This window comes from Microcoleus sp. AS-A8, from assembly GCA_039962225.1.
Lineage (GTDB): Bacteria > Cyanobacteriota > Cyanobacteriia > Cyanobacteriales > Coleofasciculaceae > Allocoleopsis.
In genome coordinates, this window is the sequence record JAMPKV010000002.1 from 256,163 (window position 1) to 281,575 (window position 25,413).

A 25,413-nucleotide genomic window follows, 5' to 3' on the forward strand; every position below is an offset into this window, starting at 1 on the left:
ATGATGTAGGCGATGACAGCTAGAAGATTTCAACTCAAACGATGGCCCAAAGCTAGCCCATTTGTTCTGGCATTTGTGTTATTTCCCGGTGTGGGACTAGCTCTTGAGGTGAAGGATGTACCCAATCCCCGACAGATTAATGGTACTTGGGTGACGGACATGGCAGGGATGCTGGATGAGCCGACAGAAGCTCAACTCAATTCCCTGATTTCTCAATTAGAGCGTAAAAATGGCACAGAACTCGCTGTGGTGACTGTCCCAGAAACAACCCCATCGGCCTCACCTAGAAAGTTTACAACAAAGCTATTTAATTACTGGAAAATTGGCAAAAAAGGGAGAGACAATGGGGCGCTGTTGTTGATTTCCAAAAGCGATCGCCGCGTGGCAATCGAAACCGGTTACGGCATGGAAGCAATTTTGCCGGATGCCAAAGTCGCCAATATTATCAATACCCAAATCACACCGCGATTTAAACAAGGCGACTTTGATGGTGGCACCCTAGCGGGGACAAAAGCGCTGGTTGTCGCTATGGAAAAGCCTCAAGCCACAATCAGTACCTCACAGACATTCTTGCCGACTCAATCCTCCACTGTCTCACAGGAGGTGACTCAGGACGATGATTTTCCTTGGGTGCCGCTAGTTGGGGGAGGAGTGTTACTTGGGGGTGGGTTGGTGTTAGCTATAGCGAAGCGCAGATCGCAGCAGCGCTTCGCAGCAACCCATGATGCGAAGCGTCGTCAGCGTCGGGGGGTTGTAAAACCATCCGGGTATACCTCTCAAGTTAGTAGTAGCCATTGTTATTCTCAACCGCATAACCATGTCCACAGTGGTAGTACACATGTGGATGTGGATGTCGATTTTGATGTTGATATTGATGTTGATGTCGATAGCGATGATGGTGACAATAGCGATCGCACTGACTGGAGTAACCAGTTAGATAGCTGTGAGAGTAGTAACGATGACAGCGATAGTAGCTGGAATTCCGATAGCCATGATAGTAGCTGGAGTTCAGACAGCAGTGACAGTTGCAGTAGCTGGAATTCCGATAGCCATGATAGTAGCTGGAGTTCAGACAGCAGTAGCAGTGGTAGTAGCTATGACAGCAGTAGTAGTAGTAGTGACTATGGTGGTGGGAGCAGTGGTGGCGGCGGTGCCGATGGCAGTTGGTAATCCTTCCTACTGAGGATAGAACATCAAGGGATTGAGGTGAGTAGTTTGGTCAAACCCTTGCTGGGCAATCGCGTAAAACTTACCCTACAAATTTTACAGACTATGACCCTTGTTAATCCCTCGACCAAAAGTATCTACATTGCACTCGGTGGCATTACTTTAACCCTATTTGTAGGCATAACTCTACTCAAATCTTCTTTTGTAACTGTGAATCCAGGCGAACGCGGTGTGGTCATAAGACTTGGTAAAATCCAAGATGGTATTTTAGATGAGGGTACACATCCAGTTTTACCCTTTATCACCTCTGTCAAAAAGCTCAACGTTCGCCTTCAAAAAACTGATATCGAAGCTTCTGCGGGCACTAAAGATTTACAAAGCGTTAACACAAATCTGGCTCTCAACTGGTATATTGAGCCATCCAAGGTCAATAAAGTTTATCAAGAGATTGGCGATGAGCAGGAGGTTGTCGCGAGAATTATCACACCGGCTCTGAATGAAGTTCTTAAGGCAGCAACTCCCAAAAGAACAGCGGAGGAAATTCTCATTAAACGAGCCGACTTAAAACAAGAGATTGACCAAGAAATTAAAAAACGGCTTGCGGTTTATGGCATTCATGTGAGTGAGGTTGCCTTAGTCAATGTCGCTTTTTCGCCAGAGTTTGCCAAGGCGATCGAGGCGAAGCAAATTGCCGAACAACAAGCGAAACAAGCGGAATATGATGCACTCAAAGCGTCTAAGGAGGCACAAGCCGAAATTAACCGCGCTAAGGGACAAGCCGAGGCACAGCGATTAATGCGGCAAACTTTAACGCCAGAACTGCTCCAAAAACAAGCGATCGAAAAATGGAACGGGCAATTTCCTCAGGTGATGAGTGGGAATGGAACAATGCCGTTTATTAATGTTAGTCCCCAAAACTTATCGTCACAGCAAGGGAGTCAATAGCACTAGTGCAAGAAGGCAGAAGGCAGGGGGGAGAAGGCAGAAGGCAGAAGGCAGAAGGCAGAAGGTCAAAAGGCTTGTACATTTTACTTTTGGCTCTGTTGTTAACGGGTCACTTATTTCCGCCTGGCTGCACTAGGTCGTTGTGGTGATTTCCACGGCAATAGAACGCCTAGATTCAAAAGTAATGACACGCTGAGCGCTCAAACTTAAATAAATCTCAAATAATGGCGATACTCCATTTTTAGCCACACCCATGAGTCACTCTAAACACAAAGATCGCCCCTTTTGGCAGCGTATCCCGCTCTACCTACAAATTTTCATTGCCCTCATTTTTGCCATCGGGTTAGGGGTTTTGCTCGGTGCCGGTCAACCTGAGCCAAACAATATCTCCCTAATCAAACACCTGGCAATCCCCTGTGATTTGGTACTCAAAGCGTTACGTGCCCTCGCCACACCCCTAATTCTCCTAGCGGTACTCCACTCGTTCCTCACCGCTCAAATCCCTGGTAGAGCCGGTCGTCGCTTGACAGTTCTACTTCTCACCAACACCCTGGCAGCTATTCTCATCGGTCTTTTGGTCGCCAACATCCTGCAACCGGGCAAATGGGGTCGTATCGATACTTCGGTGGAAAGCACCTCTGAAGTCGTCAAAACCCTTGACCCTTGGGCACTACTTCAGGATATTGTGCCTGAAGCTATCCTCAAGCCTCTGGTTGATAACAATGTCCTGCAACTCATCTTCATTGCCCTCGCGTTTGGCATTGTCCTGCGTGCCTTGAAATCCGAGCAAACCGCCCAGGGAAAGAGGGATTACCTGCCAATTGAGCAAGTCATCACCCTGTTATTTGAGGCAGTGATTCGCGTACTGCATTGGGTTATTGCCCTCGTACCCCTCGCCGTTTTCGGCATTGTCGCCAGAACTGTTGCCCTTCAGGGTTTTGCTCCATTTAAAACCCTAGGTGCGTTCATTTTGGCAGTCCTGATTGCCCTGTTGTTGCAAGCTGGCTATTACCTAATCAGGGTTTACTTTGGTTCCTGGGTGAATCCGAAACAGTTCCTGCTGGGAGGGTCGGATGCTCTGTTTACCGCCTTGTCAACGGCTTCTTCAACGGCAACCATGCCGATTACCTTTGAGGCTTTAATCGAAAAAATCGGCTTGCGGGAATCCTCAGCTTCGTTGGGGGCGTTAGTTGGCAGTAACTTCAATAATGATGGCACGGCTCTGTATGAGGCAATGTCGGCTTTGTTTATTGCTCAAGTACTGAATCTAGAGTTGAGTCTCCCCCAGCAGTTGATTGTCGTAATTACGTCTATCTTTGCCTCGGTGGGTGCAGCAGGGATTCCAGAGGCGGGATTGGTAACGATGACGCTGGTATTTACAGCAGTTGGCTTGCCCACCCGGTACATCGCTTTACTGATAACTGTAGACTGGTTCCTCGATCGCTGCCGTACTGCCATTAACGTGATGGGGGATATGACGGTTAGCGCCTTACTCGATGGCAAGAAGCGCAAACTTGAGCCTGAATTGAGTGTTGTCCAACAGGGGGATGATTTGCCCGCAAACATCAGCGAGTGAAAATAGACTTCTTTACATAAAAGGCAAACAAGAGGGTGATAAGTACTATAGCCATCTAGCTTCAATGGACTTTTACAACAAGTCTATTGTTTCAAAGAGGAAAATTTATGAACGTGCAGCAAGCGGAACTTTACCAGCGTATTCAAGCATTTTCCCTAGATAACCCTGATTCTGACCTTTCCTTCAGCAAGCGACTGGCTAGAGATAATGGTTGGAGTGCCAAGTACACCCAGCGTGTCATCGACGAATATAAGAAGTTTGCGTTTTTAGCTGTGGTTGCAGGACATCCAGTAACGCCGTCTGATCAGGTCGATCAAGCTTGGCATTTGCACCTGATCTACACCCACTCTTATTGGGGCGACTTTTGCCCGAATGTCTTGCAAACACCACTCCATCATGGCCCTACTCGCGGGGGTCGTAAGGAACATCACAAATTCAATGATTGGTATACTAAAACGCTGGAAAGTTACGAACGTTTCTTTAGGCAAGCGCCACCCGCAGATATCTGGCCCTCTCCCCAGCTTCGTTTCGATCGCGACCTTCATTTCAGGCGGGTGAATACTCAGCAAAACTGGGTCTTGCCTAAACCCCAAATAGAATTATCTCAACTTTATCGAGAGCGATCGCATATCGCAGTCGTGTTGTTCGTATTGACCCTAACTGTGACGGGTTGTATGCCGTTAGGATTGGCGGCGATCGGCAATCCGCTTGATTTCAACGGTTTTCAATTTCTCTCGTTTTACCTGTTGGTAGCAAGTGCTGCTATTGTTTTGGCCTACATCCTGCGCTGGCATCTACGGCAACCTGCTCATAATTTGCCTGATGTATCTAGCTCGTTAGATGCCTATGAGATAGCCTATTTGTCTGGTGGTAACAATCGCGCTGTAGATGCGGCTATTGTTAGTCTCGTGCAACGAGGGCATTTGCAACCACTCACGAACATTTTGGAATTGGGTGATGCATTGCCAAGCAACAGCCATCCCTTAGAATCTGCGATCGCGCAAGAGGTGAAGTACAGGGGCAAACCCTCCGAAATTCGGGAAAGTGTTATATCTGCTACTAGCTTAATCGGAGAGCGGCTGCAAAACCTGGGTCTATTAGTGAACGCCAACCAAGCCAAGGTTGTTCAGTTCATACCTGCACTGCCGATCTTCGCTGTATTGCTACTAGGGATTGCCAAGATTGGGGTGGGAATCTCTCGACACAAGCCTGTTGGTTTCCTGGTTATTTTGTGCATCATCACAGCAATAGTAGGACTCTTTATGCTAAGGGAACCCCACCGTAGTCGTTATGGCGATCGCACGTTGATTAGACTGCAAGTCAAACATCAGAATCTCCAAAAACCAAGCGAGTCTGAATTAGATCAAATCGAGTTAGCATTTGCCTTATTTGGTAGCGTCGTTTTAGCAAACAGTTCATTGGCTAGCTTAAAGCCCTTGTTAATACCACCTCCGAGTCCAGATAGCAGTAGCGGCGGTGATAGTGGCGGTGATAGTGGCTGCGGTGGTGGAGGTTGCGGTGGCTGTGGCGGCTGTGGTGGCTAATTCATCAGCCATCCTCTCTCAATAGCCATAGAGCCAATTGCTGGAATTGATGAGATTCCTGCATAAGTGACAAGCCTTAGGAGATAAGTACAACTGCGGGACAAGCGTTCCTGCCTGCCATCACCAAAATTGACCTTTGCCAGTCATTAAAAGACGGTTAGGAATTTAGACGGACGCTGATGTAGTAAAAAGACATATCTCACACAGAACCTCGATGAATCAGGCAAGTAATGCTTACATGAGTTTGTCTCAAGCCATTGATGGGGGTGGTGGTGAATAATTCAATTGTGATTATCGCTGGCATTTCAATCGTCGTTGGTATTGTTGTCGGTGTTGTAGTGGTGTGGTTGATTTATATTCAACGGCGACGCCAAGTTGTAGATAGCCTAGTGCGTACTAACTATGTAGTGGGGCGCTCCGGTACGGTTGAAATTCCTTTTGATTCCCACACTCAAGGAAAAGTTCGCCTTAATGTGAAAGGGTCTTTAGTTGATTTTATGGCCTTCACGGACGAACCTAAAGAATTTAATCAAGGCGATCGCGTATTCGTTGTCGCGATGAAGGGCAATAAGGTGTGGGTAGTATCTGAAGATTTTACTCGCCCATAAACCAACAATATCTAATAGAAATCAGTTATGAATGCTCAACCAAAATTTAGCTCATTTTTCGAGCAAGATGTTGCCGTTGTACAAGTCGGACAAGTTCCATCAAACAGCCCCGTCAGTAATCAAAAAAATGGCTTTGAAGGACTACTATGGGGCAGTCTCCCCATTGCGCTTTCCATCTTTGGCGTTATTGTATTTGTTTGGTTTATTAAATCCTTTTTGTGCATCTGTAAACCCAATGAAGTATTAATTCTTTCAGGACGCAAACGACGTACCAAAGATGGGCAAGAAATTGGCTACCGCGTACTAACTGGGGGACGAGCCATTCGCATCCCCATTGTCGAAACCATCAAACGCATGGACGTAACGACAATGCCAGTACGGGTAGAGGTGAAGAATGCCTATGCCAAGGGAGGAACGCCACTGAATATCCAGGCGATCGCCAATGTGAAAATCTCCACCGATCCGGCAGTAGTGGGGAATGCGATCGAACGATTTCTCGATCGCGATCGCTCAGAACTTACCCGTGTTTCACGAGAAACTTTAGAAGGTTATCTTCGGGGTGTTGTCGCAACTCTAACCCCGGAAGAACTCAACGAAGATCGTCTGAGTTTCGCCGAACGAATTGCCTCCGATGTTAGCCGCGATCTAACTAAGTTGGGGTTACAATTGGATATCTTAAAAATTCAAAGTGTTTCCGATGACGTAGACTATCTAAAATCCTTGGGACGCAGGCAAATTGCTCTAATTATCCGAGATGCTGAGATTGCAGAATCCAATGCAATTGCCGAAGCCGAACAGATAGAAGCTGAATGCGAAGAACATGCCGAAGTTGCCAAAACTCAAAATCGGATTATTGTTCAAGAAAAAGAGAACGAACTCCGTAAAATTAAGGCAAAACTAGAACAAAAATCTCGCTCAGAAGAAGAAATCACCACAGCAGCCGCTAAAGAAAAGAAAGCCAAAGCAGAACAAGTACTACAAGCATTTAGAGCCGAGTTAGAACGCTTACGTTTAGAGGTGGATGAAGTTTTGCCAGCAGAAGCCCAACGACAAGCAAAAGAACTCCGCGCCAGAGGAGATGCCGCCTTCTTGGAAGAAAATGCCAAAGCCGCCGCCTTAGTCAACGAGATCCTCTCCCAAGTTTGGCAAGAAACAGGAACGGAGGCTTCCGAGTTGTTCTTGATTCAGCAAATCGAAATGGTACTCCAGGAAGCCGTACAAATTCCCAAGCGAATTCAACTTGATAAAGTGAATGTTATTGACAACGGCGATGGTAAATCTTTAGCCAGTTTAGTCAACGTTTATCCAGAAATTGTTTCTCAGTTCCTCAAGAATGTTGATAAAACTCTTGGCATTGATGTACTAGGCACCCTCAACAATCAAAGCCATCTCCAGAAATCCCTTTTACCGGGGATTAACAGAGATATTTAGACTTTTGTTTCCACTCATCTATGGGACTAATAACCTCCCTTTGCGTAAACCTCTGCGTCTCTCTGGATTAAAAAATTTAAGGATAAACTCATGGAATTCATCGCTTTACTACTAGGGATTTTTGGTGCTGGTGCTGGTGCGAGTTTCGTCGTCATTCGCAACTTTTACTACATTTGCCAGCCCAGTGAAGTGCTAATTTTTGCCGGAAATCGTACCCAAATCGCCGATGGCAAGGAAGTCGGATACCGCTTAGTCAAAGGGGGTAGCAGTATTCAAGTCCCCTTGTTAGAGCGTGCCTTCCGCATGGATTTGACCAACATGATTATCGAACTACGGGTATCCAATGCCTACTCGAAAGGCGGGATTCCCCTAACCGTAGAAGGGGTGGCAAACATCAAAATTGCTGGTGAAGAACCCACGATTCATAATGCGATCGAGCGTCTGCTAGGCAAAAGTCGTAAGGACATCGAACAGTTGGCAAAGGAAACCCTAGAGGGAAATCTACGAGGAGTCTTAGCCAGCCTGACACCTGAACAGGTGAACGAAGACAAAATAGCTTTTGCCAAAATCTTGCTAGAAGAAGCTGAAGATGACTTAGAAAAGCTGGGCTTAGTATTGGATAATCTCCAAATCAAGAATATTTCCGACGAGGTTCGCTATCTGGATTCGATTGGACGCAAGCAGCAGGCAGAATTGTTGCGGGATGCACGAATCGCGGAAGCGAAAGCTAGGGCAGAGTCAATTATCCAGGCATCGGAAAACGATCGCATTACCGCACTTAGACGCATTGAGCGGGATTTACAAGTGGCGAAAGCGGAGGCGGAACGAAGAGTTAGAGATGCGCTCACCAAGCGGACGGCGGTAGTAGCTGAGGTAGAGTCTGTCGTGGGAGCAGAAGTGGCGCGGGTTCAAGCTGAAGTGGCAGTGCAGACGGAGCGCATCAAGCAGGTAGAAAATCAGTTACAGGCGGATGTAGTGGCACCCGCAGAGGCAGAATGTAAAACAGCGATCGCAAAAGCCAGAGGGGATGCGGCGCGTATCGTGGAAGATGGTAAGGCGCAAGCCGCCGGAACCAAGCACTTGGCGGAATCTTGGAAGACAGCAGGTGCATCTGCTCGCGAAATCTTCCTCTTGCAGAAGCTCGAACCCCTACTCAAAACAATGGCGGCTGGAGTGCCGGAGGTGGAGGTACAAAACTTAACCGTAATTGATGCTCAAAATGGCAGCAATGTGACGAAGATGGCATCTTTCTTAGAGCAGCTACGTCAAACTACAGGTGTGGATATTGCTAAAGTTGCTGGTCATCTGGCAGGGGGTGAACCGACTAGCAATGGGAGCCAGCATCAAGGTTAATTACCCCGCAGTTTGATGTCAATTTGATAATTATCCTTAATCTTCTTGAGGGGAAACTGCACAAACTTAGCCTCACCCGTCAGTGTCCAGTCAAAGCGACGTAGTACATGAGAGGCGAACACCTTAGTCATCAACATCGCCATCTGTGCCCCTAGACACGCATGGACGCCGCCGCCAAACGGAATAAACTCATACATCTTGCCTTCACCGCGTTCTGGCAGGAAGCGCTCCGGAGCAAATACCTCTGGTTCGTGAAAGTGTTCGGGCCTGATGTGGGCAAGGCGCGGCTCTGCAATGAGGACACAACCCTTTTCATACAGTACGCCATCGAGTACCACAGATTTGGTGAGTCGGCGGTTAGCGGTAGAACTGGGAGGTAAGGTGCGTAGTGTCTCCTTGATTGCCACCTCCAGAAATTCCATCTGCTTCAAATGAGCAGAGGAGAATGTGCTGAAGTTGCTCTGTCCATCTACCACCCGTGTCTGCTCCTCCCGCAGCTTCTGTACTATCTGTGGGTGGCTTCCGAGTTGGTACATGAGCGAACACACCAGTCCGGAGATATTGTAATGTGATGCCCACAACTCCAAAAGGCATTGGTTTTCAATCAGGGCATCACTAAATACTCCATCCGGATTTTCCTGCTGGCTGGCTAACATCATCGCGAGGAAGTCCGCTGTGGAGTCGATCGCCTTACCCTCTGTCCGCCGCTTTTTCACAACTGCACCCATAAAATCGATCAGTGCAGCGCGTGCCTTCAATCCTCGACCGTAAGCTGTGAAGGAAGACTTCCACTTGGATAAGCCATAGAAGCCATCAAAGAAGGTTTTATACAACGCCTTCAGTTCGGCTTTGGAGGATACAGGCAATCCCTCAAACGTTTCTGGCTTTGCGTCATCCAAGCGAACTCCCAGCAGTAAGGGAACGAGTACGTCAAAGCAGATTGGTTCTACGGCTGGGTATATCGCCATCTTACTAGGGGTAGGCCAGTTGTGAATGCCCTGCGCGATCGCATCATTAATATAAGGCAGATATCCATCCAGCGCTTGACCCGTCAGTCCAGGACGCAGCGCACTTTTACGCTGGCGATGTAAATCAGGGCGCTGAAACAGACTGTACTCGCCGAACATATCCATCGTGGTGCTTGGCAAGGCAATCTCTGTATATTTCAAGTCGCCATTAAACGCCATTTGAATCGCCCTAGCGTCGCCCAAAAAGATGGTGGTGCCACCAAAAACGCCTGTGTTGAAGATGGGGCCATACTGTTCCAGATTTTGGCGGCAGAAGCGATCGGGATTCGCTATGTAACTAAACGTGTCATACCAATTGGGCTTTCGGGGTGGAGTCGTAGTCCCTGGAGGCAGCGCTTGTCCGTCCTCCAGTACAAGTACCTCACTAATCTGTTGCACCATGACAATTTAGCTGTGTCCGTTTGTTGTGGATTTCAACTCAAATCGAGACGTACCCTAAGTGTATCCCGCTAATGTGGGGCAATCCCTCCCTTATCAAGGTTATATGTCTGAATCTTCTGTTAGTGTCACTGTCAAACTATTCGCCGCCTACCAAGAAGCCTACGGTGTTCCAGAGCTAGTGCTGAAATTTCCTCCACAAACATCTGTATCTGCTGTACTAGACACCCTGATCACCGAACACCCAGAACTCTCTCAGTGGCGCAACCTCACCCGCTTTGGTGTCAATCTCCAGTTCGTTGAGTCAGACACTATTCTCCAAGATGGCGATGAAGTAGTACTAATTCCACCCGTTAGCGGTGGCTGAACAGCTTCTGGTCGTAGCGACTGATTAGGAAATTGCCATTTTATTCAATTAATTGAATATTATACTACATATTAGTAAATTAATTGAATATTAAACTATATTTCCAGGAGAAGTCTTCCATGACGTTTATTTCAGTGACACGTCTACGTGTGCGATCGCCTCTATTCCTGCCACTGTTCTTATGGAATGTTTGGCTGACGGCAAGGCAGAGTACCAACACTCCTGGATTTGTGGGAGGGCAGCTTTTGAGAGACGCGAACCAAACGTTTTGGACAATAACCGCTTGGGAGGAACAGGCGGCAATGAAGATGTATCGCAATTCAGGCGCACACCGCAGCGTGATGCCGCGTATTCAGGATTGGTGTGATGAAGCGTCTGTGGTTCACTGGCTACAAGAAAACCGTACCCTCCCGAATTGGGACGAGGTTCACCGCCGCATGGTGGCAGAAGGTTTTCCGACTAGATTAGCTCACGCCTCTCCAGCTCATCTTCAGCGAGATATCCCCAAACCCTCGTCATCTAAAGGATTAGTGTTACGTCCCAAAACAACACCAATAGAGACGAGGAACTCGCATCAGGGGAAACTCTACGAAAAATAAACCCGACAAAAAAAGTCGGGTATGTTTGACGCGGTTTGTAACCCGTGTTACTATCAGACGATTGTTGACGGCTCTAACGGACTACAGAGGATTGCAGCCATGACCCAGGCGACCCAGCACCAGACACAACAGACATCTGCCACATTTAAAGCCCTCAAATGTAAAGAATGTGGGACAGAGTACGAACCCCAAGCCATACACGTTTGTGAAGAGTGTTTTGGTCCCCTGGAAGTAAGCTATGACTACGACGCCCTCCGCCGTCATGTAACCCGCGAAACGATTCAGGCTGGCCCGAATTCAATTTGGCGCTATCGTCCTTTCCTACCCGTCATGACCGATAACCCCATTGATGTGGGTACAGGTATGACGCCCTTAGTGAAATCGAACCGCTTGGCACGACGCCTGGGTCTGAAAAACCTCTATATCAAGAATGATGCCGTTAACATGCCCACCCTCAGCTTCAAAGATAGGGTGGTGTCCGTTGCTCTGACTAGAGCGAAAGAACTTGGTTTCTCGACGGTATCCTGTGCTAGCACGGGTAACTTAGCTAATTCTACAGCTGCGATCGCAGCTCACGCCGGTCTGGATTGTTGCGTCTTCATCCCCGCCGATTTAGAAGCGGGTAAAGTTCTCGGTACCCTAATCTACAGCCCCACCGTTATGGCTGTGGAAGGCAACTATGACCAAGTCAACCGCCTCTGTTGTGAAGTTGCCAATACACATGGTTGGGGATTTGTCAATATCAACCTGCGTCCTTACTACTCCGAAGGCTCTAAAACCCTGGGCTATGAAGTGGCTGAACAATTAGGCTGGAAGCTACCGGATCACATCGTTGCCCCTCTAGCTTCGGGTTCCCTATTCACCAAAATCTACAAGGGCTTCCAAGAATTCATTCAAGTGGGTTTGGTTGACGATAAAAAAGTCCGCTTCAGTGGCGCACAGGCAGACGGCTGTTCCCCCATCGCTCAAGCGTTCCGGGAAGGACGGGACTTTGTCACCCCGGTTAAGCCCAACACCATTGCTAAGTCGATTGCCATTGGCAACCCGGCGGATGGCGTGTACGCGGTGGACATTGCCCAAAAAACCGGTGGCAATATTGAATCCGTCAGCGATGCAGAAATTGTGGAAGGGATGAAGCTGTTGGCGGAAACTGAAGGCATCTTCACCGAAACCGCAGGTGGCACGACAATCGCTGTGTTGAAGAAATTGGTAGAAGCTGGGAAAATTGATCCCGATGAAACGACAGTGGTTTACATCACGGGCAACGGTTTGAAAACTCAAGAAGCCATTCAAGGCTACATTGGGGAACCCTTGACGATTGAGCCGAAGTTGGATAGTTTTGAGCGGGCATTAGAGCGTTCGCATACCCTCGACCGCCTAGAATGGCAACAAGTTCTGATTTAAGTTTTAACTGGGGTAGGGGCGGTGCCTCTTGACTAAAACTTAGGGTGCCTCAGGCGAGAGTTGTCACCCAAAATTCTGACAGCTCTCATGATTAACCACAACTACCAACAAACAATAACGAGTCTATGGCTATAACAGTTCTGATTCCTACTGCTCTGCAAAAATTTACCAACAACCAGTCTTCTCTCGACTGCACTGGCAACAGTGTGGCTGAGTTGATTGAGTCCATGGAAAGTAATTGTCCTGGGATTAAATCCCGCCTGTGTGATGAGAACGGTAAGCCGCGTCGCTTTTTGAACTTCTATGTGAACAGCGAAGACATCCGATTCTTAGAAGGTACCGATACACCTCTCAAAGATGGCGATGAAGTGAGCATTGTGCCGGCTGTGGCAGGTGGTTGAACTCAACAAAAGGTTCACTAACGGTTCATATATCCGTTCAGCTAGACTCCAATCAATCGGTAGGATTCTTTTCGGAATTGGGAGTTATGACTCCCTTCCGTCCCAAAGATAAGCGATACCTTTCTTCGGGTAGTTTTAATTGAGAAGGGGCACGGCAATGTCGTGCCCCTTTATTGATTTTGTAAGGGGAAAGAGTTAAGAAGGAAAATTAGACAACTTACACTTACATCAAGGAAGGAATTAGTTTAATCTAATCTCAGTGAACACAGAGTTCATACTTCAGCTTTTAGTTGAACATCCTGTGTCAATATTAAAGAGAAATATATAAAGACCCAAAACGAAGCGATCGCCCAGATCTAGAGATAAGGAACACTTGAGCTATGGCAGAAGAAAAAAGTCCTCAGCCAGAGGCAGAGGTAGCAGAAGTTACATCTCCTTCTCCCAATCCGAACGCTGGAGAATCGGGAACTCCAGCCGAATCGATCGAACATGCTCCAAGTTCGGATGAACCCCAGGCAACGGATTTTCCCTCCGCTAACGCCCCCGATCCTACAGCCGCAAATCCAGATGTCAACCCCAACGCGACTGGGGATAAACCGACGGCTGTAGGTGAAAACAGCCAAACCACCAGTCAAACCTCTGTTGAAGAGTCGGCTAAGACTGCTGAAGACGAAACTGGTAAAAAGCCGGCGGCGAAAAAGCCAGCAGCGGCAGGAGACAAGCCAGCAGCAGGCGCAAAAGCCAAGAAAGAGAAGCCGCCAGCACCTGAAGATAAGCCCTTCAATGAATTTATCGAGCAAGAATATTTACCAGCCTTGAAGAGTGCCTTGGCTGAACAAGGCGTTAAAGATTTAGAGGTGACATTTGTCAAGGACAAAATCCAGATGTCTGGCTTAAGTCAAAATGGTGGCTGCTGGCAGGTAAGGGGAAACTGGCAAAGCGGACAACGTCAATTCAGTGTTTATTTCCCGGATGAGGATATCAACAAACAGAAAGCGTTCTCCTGTGCCACAAATGGCGCTAAGGCCAGTATTTTAGAGTCTTTCATGATTGATGAACGTAAAGTGACGCTAGACTTGCTGGTGTTTTACACGATCCAACGACTGAACGCTCAGAAGTGGCTAGCGTGGAATTAGGGGTTTCTACAGTAAGGCGTATGCCTAGTGGTCTGGACAGAAAAAATCCGAAAATGTCACAAAAGTTGAAAAAGTGTTGTAACTCTTAACCTAATCGGCGTTTTTCACTAACCCAGACCTTGGTAGACTCTAAAAGCAGCTCAGTATAGGCGTGCATCAAAACACGTACATATCGCCACCCCACTCAATACAGAATCATAAGCAAACAAAACAACAGCTTTTGAAATGGTAGATTCTCTTAAAAAACCAGGCTTTGAAGAAATACGACCAGGGGTGAAAGTCCCGGCGAAGGAAACCCTACTGACGCCCCGGTTCTACACAACCGACTTTGAAGAAATGGCGCGGATGGATCTCTCGCCCAATGAGGACGAGCTTTTAGCCATCCTCGAAGAGTTCCGCACGGATTACAATCGTCACCATTTTGTTCGGGATGCCGAGTTTGAGCAGTCCTGGGATCACATTGATGGGGAAACCCGCCAATTGTTCGTTGAGTTTTTAGAACGCTCCTGTACGGCAGAGTTTTCCGGTTTCTTACTCTACAAAGAACTGGGACGCCGTTTAAAAGACAAAAATCCCCTTTTGGCTGAGTGCTTTACCCTGATGTCTCGCGATGAGGCACGTCATGCAGGGTTCCTTAACAAGGCGATGTCAGATTTCAACCTGTCGCTGGATTTGGGATTCCTCACTAAGAATCACAAGTACACCTTCTTTAAGCCCAAGTTTATTTTCTACGCCACTTACCTCTCGGAGAAGATTGGTTACTGGCGCTACATCACTATTTACCGTCACCTGGAGAAGCACCCCGAAGATCGGATTTATCCCATTTTCCGATTCTTTGAAAACTGGTGTCAGGATGAGAACCGTCATGGTGATTTCTTTGATGCCATTATGAAGGCTCAGCCTCAGTTTCTCAATGATTGGAAGGCGAAGCTGTGGAGTCGGTTCTTCTTGTTGTCGGTGTTTGCGACGATGTATCTCAACGACATCCAAAGGGCTGACTTCTACGCCAGTTTAGGCTTAGATGCCCGTGAGTATGATAAGTATGTGATTGAGAAGACGAACGAAACAGCAGCACGGGTGTTTCCGGTGATTCTGGATGTGGATAAGGCGGAGTTTTACGATCGCCTGGAAATTTGCATCAAGAATAATGAGAAACTAGGTGCGATCGCATCTTCCAACACGCCTAAATTCTTACAATTCTTCCAAAAACTGCCTCTCTACGTCTCAAATGGTTGGCAGTTCCTGCGGTTATACCTAATGAAGCCCATTGAGACGGCTTCTCTACAAGGGGTTGCCCGCTAATAAAGTTTGCTCCGCTAACTTGTGATTTCGGCGGTTCTGCATGTGGTAGAACCGCTTTTTTTTATGAACATACGTTGATGCGAAAGGAGACGGGATGAGATTGAGATGGATATGGTGCTTGTTAGGTATGGGTTTGTTTTTGACAGATGCACCGGTTTGGGCAGAAACAACCTCCTCAATTGTTGTTGATTCCCCTGCGTCTCCTCTTACCCTCCCCACCCCCCTTGCTAAGGGGGAAGTGCCAGAAGGAAGTTTTGTTTTTGACTCCTCTGTTTCCCTCCTTACCCCCCCTACCCCCCTTACTAAGGGGGGAGTGCAAGAAGAAACTTTTATGTATAGGGAAAGCCAATTTCCACCTCTTATTTCCCCCTTACCCAGCCGGAGCTTTAGTGAGAATGAGGAGGCTAGGGGGGCAGTCCAAAAACTGAGTCAAACACAGACAACCCCTCAGCCAGAAACAACGCCTCAACCAAGCGCACAGGAATTGGATTTAAAACCAGAAATTAGGGAAAATAGCCCCGTTTTACAACGCTGGTTGCGTCAGGTGCCAAATGTTTTGCAAGAGATTCGCCATGAACCCAGTTTTCGCACTCGCGTGCGGTTAGGTTACTCCCAATTTCCCTCGACTGGACAGGCGGCGGGGTTTAACGTGGGTGTGGAAGATGTGTTTATTGGTCGCACTGGCTTAACAATGAGTGGAGATTATCAACGTTCATTTAATGGGAAACGTGAATCCTTCGGCACCGATTTACGTTACTATGTATTCCCGTTGGGGAGTTATGTGAATGTCGCGCCACAGGTAGGTTATCGGAATCTGACAACGGGTAACTTCTCAACCGAGGGCGTCAATGTTGGGGCGCGGTTAATGTTAGCGTTATCTCGCACAGGGGCGGCAGATGTGTCATTAACTCAGAGTTTTGTCTCACCAGGGAGTCGGGATGAAGTGGGCATGACAACACTTTCTTTTGGTTATGCTGTGACCCAAAATTTGCGCTTGTCTACCGATATTCAGAAGCAAAATTCACGGGAAGACAAAGATAGTCGGGTAGGGATTGTTTTGGAGTGGATGCCGTAACAATTCCTAATGCTACCGTCTTTGTTTATATCATTATCGTAGGGGCACGACAATGTCGTGCCCTTTCTCAATGAGACCATAGTGGCTTGAAGTGTTTGCAAAGGGGAGATGCATCTCGCACCATATTCTCACCACCCAGATAAACAAACCCATGCTTTTCGTACCACGCTCTCAACTTATCGACTCCTAAGGGACTAGAGGCATCAAGTTCTAAGTGGATGGGTTTATCATTAAATCTGTCGCAGATGGTTTGCAGCATGAGCGAACCATATCCCTTTCCTCGATCATCTGGCATCACAGTAATAAAGTGGAGAAAGTAAGATTCTGGCGTTGTCGAAATTGAGGCAATACCAATCAGAATGTCTCCTTGGGACAACTCATACCGAACTTCTCCGGGAATACCGCTAGTTCGTTCAAAAGCTTTAATCGATACTTTCATGGTGGAACTATTCATGAACCTAATCCATTCAAAGTAGAATTTCGATGGCTTCGATAGATAATCAGTAATGAGAGACAAAAGAAGACGTTAGCCGCATCGAGTGGTGTATTTCCTCTGTGCCTCTATATCAAGTTTCCACTAGGTCGCCCATGAGGTGCAAGAGTAAGGTAGGTGAAAGACGTTCCTCTAGTTACCCTTCGTACCGACACGCCTCAAATCGCAACGGTGATCGCACACCGGAAAGATAGATGGATTTGATTTACACAAACCACTCAATTATGAGGCTTCTGTGAAGCTGAGAAGCCTCAGGAACTATTCAATCCGGATCTGCGCCTGTAAGATTGTATCAGTGACTAAGGCGAAAGCCAAAACCTGATTTGGAAAAAGCTACTTCGCGCACGAAGTGGTGTGAGTTCTGCGAGAGGAATTTATGCGCTTTCCTACCGTTGCTTTCTGTACTTTAACTGTTCTCTTAGCTGGTGGACTAACAGCCCAAGCAAGTGACAGTATAACATCCGAAGAGTCTGCCCAGAAATCCGTAGTTTCTGAGGCAACCAGTGAAACTTCTAGTGTTACTTCCAAGGAAACGGAAGTCACTGCCAAACTCGATCAAGGGCAAGCCGTCCCTATTACTATACAGTCAGAGGCGATCGACTCTAAAAGAGAAGTTTCTTTGGAGCCTTCTGCACCTGCTCAGACTACCAAAGCAGCAGTTGTGGGGCAAGTAGAAACCTTAGCCCAAAAACCACAGGCTCAAGCCCTTAAAGCGGATACCAACGTCACCAAGTTATCGACTCCCAATGTCTACCCGTCTGGAGTTGATAGCACCCTAAACGACCAGTCTTCCCTCATATCCCAGAGGGAGAACGGGACAGTTATCTCCAATGCTGAGGTACTTCGTCCAGATGCAAAGGTTGCCCAGCCATCCACCACGAACACCCGCCAGTTGGTTGCCGATGCTAAACCCGAAGCGGGGGCTAATTGCATCGCGATGGCTAATTCTAGCGGCACTCAGATTGCCCAAGGAGCAGCCCGTCGCTGTCCTCGTCCCACCGCTGTTCCTAAACTGACGGTGCCAGAACTGCCGGAAGAATATGGCGCGTCGCCAGCCCTGAGTATCTATATCCCTGTGGGATATGGTGCTGATAAAAACACCGTATTTCTCGGCGGTACGTATCAACCCACCGTGCGAGACACAACAGAAGATGATGAAGGTTCTGTTGGTACTGGCGGTATTGGCGTTGGCTTAGGCGATGCGGATAAAGCCGTTGGTGTCGAGCTATCCTATACCTTTGAAACCACCAATGACTCCTTCGGTGAAGGTGGCTTTAATGCCAAACTGCACCGTCGGTTAGGGCAAGACCTATCGGCGGCGATCGGTGGAAATGGCTTGGTAAATATCGGTCGCAACGACTTTGAACAGTCGAAATATGGGGTAATTACCAAGGTTTTCCGCACCCAAGATTCCTTGAATAAACCCTTCAGCCGCGTTGCGTTCACCGTGGGTGTGGGAGATGGACAGTTCCGCTCCAACGGTGCGGTAAAAGCCGGTGACAATAACGTTAACGTGTTCGGGAATATGGCCGTCCGGGTTGCCCGACCAGTTAGTTTTATTGCTGAGTGGACAGGGACAGACCTAGGATTAGGTGTTTCCATCGCCCCCTTCAGGAACATTCCCTTTGTCATTACCCCAGCCGTGCGCGACCTTGTGGGTGCGGGTGACGCACCACGATTTGTCTTAGGCGCTGGAACCGCATTTCGGTTTTAAGGAAGAGGAGTACATCACATGAACGCCATGAAATCGCTCGCTTGGGTTGTCAGTCTATCCGTTGTCGCGGGAGGGCTAATGGCTCCTTCTGCACAAGCCCAAAAAGTTCCTAGTAGCTTTGGTAGCTTTTCCGACATATCGGGAACCAACATTTGGAACAACATACCACCCATGCTGGGTACAGATGGTCAGTTCGATCCAAATTTACTGGAGAACATTTCACGGGTGAATCGGGAATCGGAAGCCGCCTTTGAGGCTTGCAATGTCGCCCTCACACAAATCGAGCAAAGCGCCCCGACGACTCGCCGCTTTTCCCGACGCCCTTCTGGTGAAACTGCCGAAGTTCCCGTTGCTTGTCGGCAGCTAGAACAATTACGAGCCGAAGCGGAAAGCTTGAGAGCCACAGTCGAACAAGCTCAACGCACCGTCTCCCGATCAGACTTCGCCAGTTGGTAATTTCTTGATCGATTAAACAACAATTCTGTAAGTTGAGGAGAAGTAACAAGACAATGAGACAGATCAAGCGTAAGCGCACGGCTGGGCTTGGGTTATTAATTGGAGCCATGGCATCAGGAGTGTTTGGTTCCTTTGCAGCACCCGTCCAAGCTCAGGACTCCTTTGGGAATCAGGTGATCCAGTTCCCTGTCGATACCACCGTTGAATTTGAATTCAAAGAGTCCCACGGAGCCTATCAATCAAGCCTAGGTATCCTCGATCTCGAAACCGGTCAACCGGTTCAAGTCCTGTTTAGTGAGAGCAAACCCTACGATCAGTTTGGCACAGGACAGTCTCAGACGCGCTCTCCGGGTCAAAACAACATTGGCACGTCTCTAGATTTTGTGGGGACAGTTCAGGGCGGAACCGTACAAAATCAGTTGACTGAGTTCACGTTTCAAGCCAATAAACGTTATGCTTTCTACCTAGAATCTGTGAGTCCCACAGGTCAAACCAGACGTACAGTGTTGTCTTCTAGTAGCCTAGCCGCCGTATTTGATGGCAGCTTAAGCTCTGGCGATCGCGGCGGAGCTGTCGGTAGCCGTATTGCCTGGGATGATGATGGATTACCCCAAGCCCCCGGCAAAGATGATGACTTTGATGACTTTGTGATTGAAGCGGGCGGTTATCTAATCGAGGTGGGATGTCCACCCGTTAGCTAAGACTTGAACGAAGTCGCGAAAACTAACCCTTAACAGACGGTTTGTGGCTGGCACAAACCGTCTTTTTCTATGGAAAATTAATCATACTTGTTTTTCTCCCCCTCGGTTAAAGGTTCTGGGCAGATTGAGAATCTTCAGCCAGACAGTGATACAGTCGAGTCGTGTAGCCATTGACGGAACTCTGGTATTGGGTGATATCCTCTGCAAAACAGTTGGGGGGTTCTGGGACGAGTGGAGCTTTGAAATTTACGAGCCATAAATCTAAAGGACGCGGGAGTTGGGCGAGCGCTTTTCCCAACGTTGTAGAGGCACGACAGGCTATCTCTTCTCCCGGTTCTGTGTCTTGGGCGTTGGCGCTTTCCTCGACCATCACACATTGTTCTTGTGCTTGATGTGCCAAAAGAAACTGTGGCTTAAGGCGTGACTTTTGGACATCCGTAGCACGTTTGAACTCCCAAGCCAGCCCCATCATTTCACCCGTTTGGACGAGGGTATTGTGGGTTGTAGCCATAAGTATTGGTGCTGAAGATGCTTTTTGAATCACAGGCACCAAAAGGTCAGGACGGTAGTATTTTTGATAACCTAAATTGCTGATGACGGTGATGCCGCTGAAAAAACCCATCAACCAGATCAGTGCAACTGCGACTTTACCCGTGCTTCTCCAAGGGACTGGAGAGTGGGGGGATGAGGAGAATTTCTCTGACTCTGTGAGCGTGAAACTTTTCCACTCCTGTTTTGTTGCTAGTTCCTGATCTTTCCATTCCCCTTCTAGGAGGTGTGAGGTGGGATTGTCCTTTTTAAATGCAGAGGATTTCCCTCTTTTAGGCGTATTCCAAGTGATGGCGAGTGCGGCTCCCAACAGGACGATGACGCCAGGGAAGTAAACAAAGTTATATCGTGCCCCTCGTGTCAGATCCGTACCTAGGCCATAGGTAATCCCGAAAAATAGCGCGATCGCACCTAAAACAAAGCCCGCTAAAATCCCAGTTGTCCAGCGAGTCTGCGGCAGTTCTAATTGAGCTTTAAATCCCCGATAAACAATAGGCACAGCCCAGACGAAAAATATCAGCATCACCAGTCCAGAGGTAATGACCACTAGGAGTCTTGGCGACTCTACAGGCAGTAACGCTAGCATCGTAATCCAAGCCGCCAGCGACTGAAAGATGGGGTTGAGCAAGGCTAACAGGCTGCGCTCGTCGCTCATAATCCATTGAGTCATCTGAGAGTCGTAACTCATCCGCCATACGGGTACCCAAACTAAACAGCCCACCCCTGTACCAGCCGCGACAGCGTAAATTCGCAACCAAAGGCAATTGGGAATGGGAAATCCTTTTCCTACTCTTGGAGCCAAGGGACTGCCCAGAAACCAAAATCCGACGAGAGCGATCGCTTCGGCACAGAGCGTGAGGCAAAAAAAGTAGTGGGTGGCCATGCCTAAGGCATTAACCACCACCCAGCAGAAAGCTACCCCTATGGGTAGAGGCGTCCGACGTTGGAGATGTTGTACGGCAATCACCAGGCAACATAACGAGGCAATCACCCAGAGAATCCCTAAACCATAATGACGAGCTTCTTGGGTGAGAAAGACGCCATAGGGTGAAACCGCCATCATGGCGGCTGCTAGTTGAGCCACCAAGCATGAGCGAAAGGCTAACCAGCCCAAGCCATAAACCGCTGGAATGGATACCACACCCAAAAGGGCAGGAAGCGATCGCGCCGCCCACAGGGAAACATACCCGCCTGAGTTGGGGAACAACTGCATCCACCAGTGAGCCAGCACAAAATAGAGGGGAGGATGGTGGTCTTCTGTAACTAAGCGATGAATTACCTGCGACGCCCCCACCGATGGGTTGGGTTGTAGGGGCTGCAAGAGAGTCGCCAGAGGCATGGCCTGGTCGAGGGGTACCGGTTGAAAACTATTGCCCAAGCTAAACACGAGAGTGGCAAACTCATCAGTCCAAGGTGGCTTTCCCGTGAGCGCAAGAAAGCGTAAGCCTGCACCAATGACCATCCACACCAACAACAGCAGTGGGTGGAACCAGCGCGACGAAAGGAAAGTTTTCAACAAAAGTTACCTCAATTGACATCGGTGACACGCCAACTGAGCTTCAGATTGAGCCAAAAGTTCCAAAGCGTAACAGCGGCGATCGCAATTAGATTGGCTACATATCGATTGATCCCAAAAACATTAAACAGGAAATTTAACAGCAAAACATTAATAATCAATCCGGAAAGGCAAATCACATTAAACTTCAATAGCCGTTCCAATCGTTGACGAAATCCGGGCTGACGACGGGAAATATCAGCAAACGTCCAAAAATCATTCCACAAAAAATTGTTGATAATTGCAAATTCTGAGGCGATGATTTTACTACGGGTCAGTGGCAAACCTAGGGTAGTGGGGTCACTGAGCAGGTAAAGGATTGCCATATCCACAAACACTCCACTCAAACCAACGATACCGAACCGGAAAAATCGGGCGATAGGTCCTAGAGAAAGTCGCAAGCGGAGTAGGTGGCGCAGATAATCTACATATTGTTTTGCTGTTACTTTACTCTCACCCGCTTGACGTTCTTGGAAGACATAGCCCACTTCCCCAATCCAGGGCACCTTTCCTCTGGCAATCACCTCAATGAGAATTTTGTAGCCCAGTGGACTTAGGGTGCGATCGGCAATACAACTGCGGCGTACCATAAAGTAGCCACTCATGGGATCAGAGACACGACCGATCACCTCCGGGAGAATAATTAACCCCAAAGTTTGCGCCCCACGAGATAAAAACCGCCGGATCGGGCTCCAATCGCTGACACCTCCACCGTCCACATTGCGACTGGCAACCGCTAAATCGCCTCCCCGCGCAATTTCTCCCCATAGCTTCAATAACAACTCCGGAGGATGCTGGAGGTCGGCATCAATCACGCCCAAAACCTCTCCTCGTGCCGCCTGCCAACCGCGAATGACGGCGGTAGACAGCCCTCGCTCCTCAATCCGGCGCATGACTCGGAGTTGTGGATACTCTGGCATCAGCGCTGTCGCGATTTCCCAGGTGAGATCAGGGCTATTGTCATCCACGACAATGAGTTCGTAAGCTCCTGGAATGACGTTATCTAACAACTGGCTAAGGCGCTGAACGAGAAGCTGAATATTGTTACTCTCGTTGTAGGTTGGAATCACCATCGACAAAAGAATCGGGCTATTCCCTAGCCCGATAGGAATGATCGGCCTAGTGTCTATGCCATAACTCCGCTTCACCCTCAGGGGTGACTCCAGAGAATCATCGCCTTCTGATGGGGTAAATGCAGAAGCGGGAATTTGCAACGAGCCTGAGGGAACGGGTAGCAGGGAGTGAAGTTGGTTGGTACTCATTCAGCACATCTCAAGGGTTACGCACAGGGATTTGAGGTCTTCTGGAAATCACAAGTAAAGCACGATTGCCGATGGTACTGCCCCCGGCGGGGCGATCGCAGCAATCGAGAAAGTCTTTCTTTGTTCAGAGTAAAGGCTGAGCGGGGTTTATGGTGCCATGAACCTAAGATTTTTTTCTAACCCATGGAGTCCCATGTTCTGACGCTCAACAAAACCGAGTCTATTTTGGGTAAGGTTACTTTTGCCATTGATGCATCCATTCATCAGCCGGATCAGGGGATCAAAACACAACATTGAACCTGTCTAAAATCTCTTTTCTGTTTGAATTAACCCTTCAGTCAAAGGTTTTATGTTACAGGCTGCGATGGCTATTCCCTTCTCTCTTTTGTCGTAAACCCTAGTAGTAAGCCGTCAAATGAGACCGTCTCCTGTGACAGAATTTCTACTACCTCTTGAGCAAAATACCCTCTGCTGACACTCAAGACCCAAAACCCTTGACCGCGAGTTTCCTAGACACACCCAATGTTTTACTGAAGTGACTCTCTTAGTTGAGCATGGCAGAAATCACTGACCCACAAAAATCTCTCCCATCCTCACTTTCATCGCCGCTCCCATCCTCGTCTGATTTCCAGCCCCACTCCCCCTCTTGATAGTGGGGGTCAAAAACTTCTGCCACAATACACTAACTGTTTCGGCTCTTATGATTAACATTAGGAGTCATTGACATCCTCTAATACCCAATCCGTTTCGATCACCCCCTTATTTCCCAAAGGAGTGGGGGAGAGATTGTTTAGACGCTGAAAAAAGGGGTCTACAAGTCGGATTTGGTATACGAGCCAATCGGAGATTATGGACGCCGTACTATCGCCCCTCAACGTCCCCGATTAAGATAGGTTATGCTCTCTTTGAGAGTGGCTGAGCAACTGATGTAATTCCAAGCCCTAATACCCCAGCAGGCTAACCAAAGCAAAATCGTGACTAACAAAACTCTGATTTTTGAAGATGTTGAGAGTGTAGGAGTGTTGTTTTGAACGTCAAAAGCGGTATTTTCCTGCTCATCGTCTTCTGCATTGTGGTAACAGGATTAGCAGTATATTTTCTGGGGGGTATTGACCCCCAACAACTTCAGGTATGGCTTAATCAGGCAGGGATTTGGGCACCCATTATCTATATTGCTCTCTATATAGTGGCAACCCTATTGATATTGCCTTCAACGCCACTCAATCTCACAGGCGGGGCAATTTTTGGTCTTTGGCTAGGTACACTTTGGACCACTATTGCGGCAATCATTGCGGCGGTGGTGTCGTTTGCCTTTACCCGCACGGTGGGACGAGAAACAATTGTTCGATCTCGAAGGTTAGCCGGACCCTGGCAAGCGATGGATGCTGAAATGCGTCAGGGTGGTTTGTTTTATATGTTTGCGATCCGGCTACTGCCGATGATTCCCTATGGTTTGGTGAATTTTGCGGCGGGTTTGACCTCGATTCGTTTCCGAGACTACTTTCTCGGCACAGTGATGGGCACAGTTCCAGGCGTCTTACCTTTCGTGATGATAGGAAGTTCCGGCTTACAAGCAAGGAGAACTGGCGATTATTTGCCGTTAATGGGAGCATTGGCGTTAACAGGGCTTCTGGTGGGCGGAGCTAATTGGTATCGACGTCGCCGCCAGTCGCCTCAACAGGCTCTCCGAGAAATGGAGGAACAAACAGAGCAAGAAGATATTCAGTAAGATAACTCTGAAATGAAGGGAATATATCTTAAAAAATAGACCGTTATAAATAAGTCAATTTTTGGCGAATTTACCTTTCAGACTCTAATATTCTCCTAGGGTAAGGATAGCCTAATCTACCAATCAGTATTTACGTAAGTACTCTATTGAAGAGCTTCTAGCACTTTGTACTTTTCAGTAGCTAGAAGCTTGTACTATTCCTTTATTCAAGCTGGTGAAAAGCTTCCTTGCATCCATAAGGAATTCATCTTTGTATCCCCGGGAGCTACCTAATCAAGGCTGAATTGCTGGTCTTGAATGCCTAAGTGGTTGAGTAACTCACTGAGTTCACGGTTGCTGAGCTGGTATAAATGTTCGCGGGTCAATTTATAGGTAGTGCCGCGAATCAGACATTGAATCGCCATTGGTTCAACTCCTTGGCGCAGGATCATTCCTTCGCTAGCTTCATAAACTTTGAAGGTCAAAAAGCTATTCGGGCCGTACTGAAGAGAGATGGTTGTGCTGGAAAGGCTCCCTAATTGTTGGTAAAAATTTCCTGACATCTCAAAAGCATACTGAGATTTGGGCTGGTTTAAGGGGGCGACTGTTCTTTGCATCATTCTGTTTTCTGTAGCACTCATTACATCTAGTATGGTTTCTT

23 protein-coding genes are annotated in these 25,413 nt (G+C 48.0%); 18 read left to right on the forward strand and 5 right to left on the reverse strand.

Going from position 1 to position 25,413, the window contains the following annotated elements:
* Positions 1–12 precede the first annotated feature (12 nt).
* The 7 genes from NDI48_04240 (at position 13) to NDI48_04270 (ending at position 8,624) form a co-directional block, all read left to right on the forward strand.
* The gene (locus NDI48_04240; protein MEP0830414.1) at positions 13–1,170 is read left to right on the forward strand and encodes a TPM domain-containing protein; all 1,158 of its coding nucleotides are present in this window, start codon (positions 13–15) and stop codon (positions 1,168–1,170) included.
* A 36-nt stretch (positions 1,171–1,206) separates the two neighbouring features.
* Entirely contained in the window at positions 1,207–2,112 is a 906-nt protein-coding gene (locus tag NDI48_04245) for a prohibitin family protein (protein MEP0830415.1), read from the forward strand.
* Between the two features lie 253 nt (positions 2,113–2,365).
* A complete protein-coding gene (locus NDI48_04250; GenBank protein MEP0830416.1) occupies positions 2,366–3,688 on the forward strand; it encodes a dicarboxylate/amino acid:cation symporter in 1,323 nt (440 codons plus the stop codon).
* Between the two features lie 107 nt (positions 3,689–3,795).
* Positions 3,796–5,232: a TIGR04222 domain-containing membrane protein gene (locus NDI48_04255; GenBank protein MEP0830417.1), complete on the forward strand. Its 1,437-nt coding sequence runs from the start codon at positions 3,796–3,798 to the stop codon at positions 5,230–5,232.
* A gap of 272 nt (positions 5,233–5,504) precedes the next feature.
* Positions 5,505–5,840, forward strand: a complete 336-nt coding sequence (locus tag NDI48_04260) for an NfeD-like protein (GenBank protein ID MEP0830418.1) — start codon at positions 5,505–5,507, stop codon at positions 5,838–5,840.
* 27 nt (positions 5,841–5,867) lie between these two features.
* The gene (locus tag NDI48_04265) at positions 5,868–7,271 is read left to right on the forward strand and encodes a flotillin family protein (protein ID MEP0830419.1); all 1,404 of its coding nucleotides are present in this window, start codon (positions 5,868–5,870) and stop codon (positions 7,269–7,271) included.
* A gap of 90 nt (positions 7,272–7,361) precedes the next feature.
* Positions 7,362–8,624 (forward strand): SPFH domain-containing protein, encoded by a 1,263-nt coding sequence (locus tag NDI48_04270; protein MEP0830420.1) that lies wholly within the window; start codon positions 7,362–7,364, stop codon positions 8,622–8,624.
* Here NDI48_04270 and NDI48_04275 read toward each other — a convergent pair.
* Complete coding sequence (locus tag NDI48_04275; protein ID MEP0830421.1) at positions 8,621–10,033, reverse strand: cytochrome P450; 1,413 nt, start codon at positions 10,031–10,033, stop codon at positions 8,621–8,623. The genes NDI48_04270 and NDI48_04275 overlap by 4 nt on opposite strands.
* Before the next feature lie 103 nt (positions 10,034–10,136).
* Here NDI48_04275 and NDI48_04280 point away from each other — a divergent pair, with 103 nt between their 5' ends.
* The 7 genes from NDI48_04280 (at position 10,137) to NDI48_04310 (ending at position 16,314) form a co-directional block, all read left to right on the forward strand.
* The gene (locus NDI48_04280; protein MEP0830422.1) at positions 10,137–10,397 is read left to right on the forward strand and encodes a MoaD/ThiS family protein; all 261 of its coding nucleotides are present in this window, start codon (positions 10,137–10,139) and stop codon (positions 10,395–10,397) included.
* A gap of 119 nt (positions 10,398–10,516) precedes the next feature.
* Positions 10,517–10,996: an antibiotic biosynthesis monooxygenase gene (locus NDI48_04285; protein MEP0830423.1), complete on the forward strand. Its 480-nt coding sequence runs from the start codon at positions 10,517–10,519 to the stop codon at positions 10,994–10,996.
* 99 nt (positions 10,997–11,095) lie between these two features.
* The gene (gene thrC, locus NDI48_04290; GenBank protein MEP0830424.1) at positions 11,096–12,400 is read left to right on the forward strand and encodes a threonine synthase; all 1,305 of its coding nucleotides are present in this window, start codon (positions 11,096–11,098) and stop codon (positions 12,398–12,400) included.
* 125 nt (positions 12,401–12,525) lie between these two features.
* On the forward strand, positions 12,526–12,801 hold the full coding sequence (locus tag NDI48_04295; protein MEP0830425.1) for a MoaD/ThiS family protein: 276 nt from the start codon (positions 12,526–12,528) through the stop codon (positions 12,799–12,801).
* 380 nt (positions 12,802–13,181) lie between these two features.
* On the forward strand, positions 13,182–13,937 hold the full coding sequence (locus NDI48_04300) for a DUF2996 domain-containing protein (GenBank protein MEP0830426.1): 756 nt from the start codon (positions 13,182–13,184) through the stop codon (positions 13,935–13,937).
* A gap of 225 nt (positions 13,938–14,162) precedes the next feature.
* On the forward strand, positions 14,163–15,239 hold the full coding sequence (gene acsF, locus NDI48_04305; GenBank protein ID MEP0830427.1) for a magnesium-protoporphyrin IX monomethyl ester (oxidative) cyclase: 1,077 nt from the start codon (positions 14,163–14,165) through the stop codon (positions 15,237–15,239).
* A 127-nt stretch (positions 15,240–15,366) separates the two neighbouring features.
* Complete coding sequence (locus tag NDI48_04310; GenBank protein ID MEP0830428.1) at positions 15,367–16,314, forward strand: hypothetical protein; 948 nt, start codon at positions 15,367–15,369, stop codon at positions 16,312–16,314.
* 67 nt (positions 16,315–16,381) lie between these two features.
* Here NDI48_04310 and NDI48_04315 read toward each other — a convergent pair whose 3' ends face one another.
* Positions 16,382–16,768, reverse strand: a complete 387-nt coding sequence (locus NDI48_04315) for a GNAT family N-acetyltransferase (protein ID MEP0830429.1) — start codon at positions 16,766–16,768, stop codon at positions 16,382–16,384.
* 415 nt (positions 16,769–17,183) lie between these two features.
* Between NDI48_04315 and NDI48_04320 the strand changes: the two genes are divergently transcribed.
* Genes NDI48_04320 through NDI48_04330 form a run of 3 tightly spaced genes read left to right on the forward strand, consistent with a single transcriptional unit; the run spans position 17,184 to position 19,678 of the window.
* Entirely contained in the window at positions 17,184–18,521 is a 1,338-nt protein-coding gene (locus tag NDI48_04320; GenBank protein ID MEP0830430.1) for a hypothetical protein, read from the forward strand.
* Between the two features lie 18 nt (positions 18,522–18,539).
* Positions 18,540–18,977 carry a hypothetical protein gene (locus NDI48_04325; GenBank protein ID MEP0830431.1) on the forward strand — a complete coding sequence of 146 codons (438 nt, stop codon included), beginning with the start codon at positions 18,540–18,542 and terminating at the stop codon, positions 18,975–18,977.
* Between the two features lie 53 nt (positions 18,978–19,030).
* Positions 19,031–19,678, forward strand: a complete 648-nt coding sequence (locus NDI48_04330) for a hypothetical protein (GenBank protein ID MEP0830432.1) — start codon at positions 19,031–19,033, stop codon at positions 19,676–19,678.
* Positions 19,679–19,784: 106 nt separating this feature from the next.
* Here NDI48_04330 and NDI48_04335 read toward each other — a convergent pair whose 3' ends face one another.
* Both NDI48_04335 and NDI48_04340 read right to left on the reverse strand, forming a co-directional pair.
* Entirely contained in the window at positions 19,785–21,746 is a 1,962-nt protein-coding gene (locus NDI48_04335; GenBank protein MEP0830433.1) for a glycosyltransferase family 39 protein, read from the reverse strand.
* An 8-nt stretch (positions 21,747–21,754) separates the two neighbouring features.
* Positions 21,755–23,044, reverse strand: coding sequence for a glycosyltransferase (locus tag NDI48_04340; protein ID MEP0830434.1), 1,290 nt, complete (start codon positions 23,042–23,044; stop codon positions 21,755–21,757).
* A gap of 1,027 nt (positions 23,045–24,071) precedes the next feature.
* Here NDI48_04340 and NDI48_04345 point away from each other — a divergent pair.
* Complete coding sequence (locus NDI48_04345; protein MEP0830435.1) at positions 24,072–24,773, forward strand: TVP38/TMEM64 family protein; 702 nt, start codon at positions 24,072–24,074, stop codon at positions 24,771–24,773.
* Positions 24,774–25,042: 269 nt separating this feature from the next.
* Here NDI48_04345 and NDI48_04350 read toward each other — a convergent pair whose 3' ends face one another.
* Entirely contained in the window at positions 25,043–25,372 is a 330-nt protein-coding gene (locus tag NDI48_04350; protein MEP0830436.1) for a hypothetical protein, read from the reverse strand.
* Positions 25,373–25,413 lie beyond the last annotated feature (41 nt).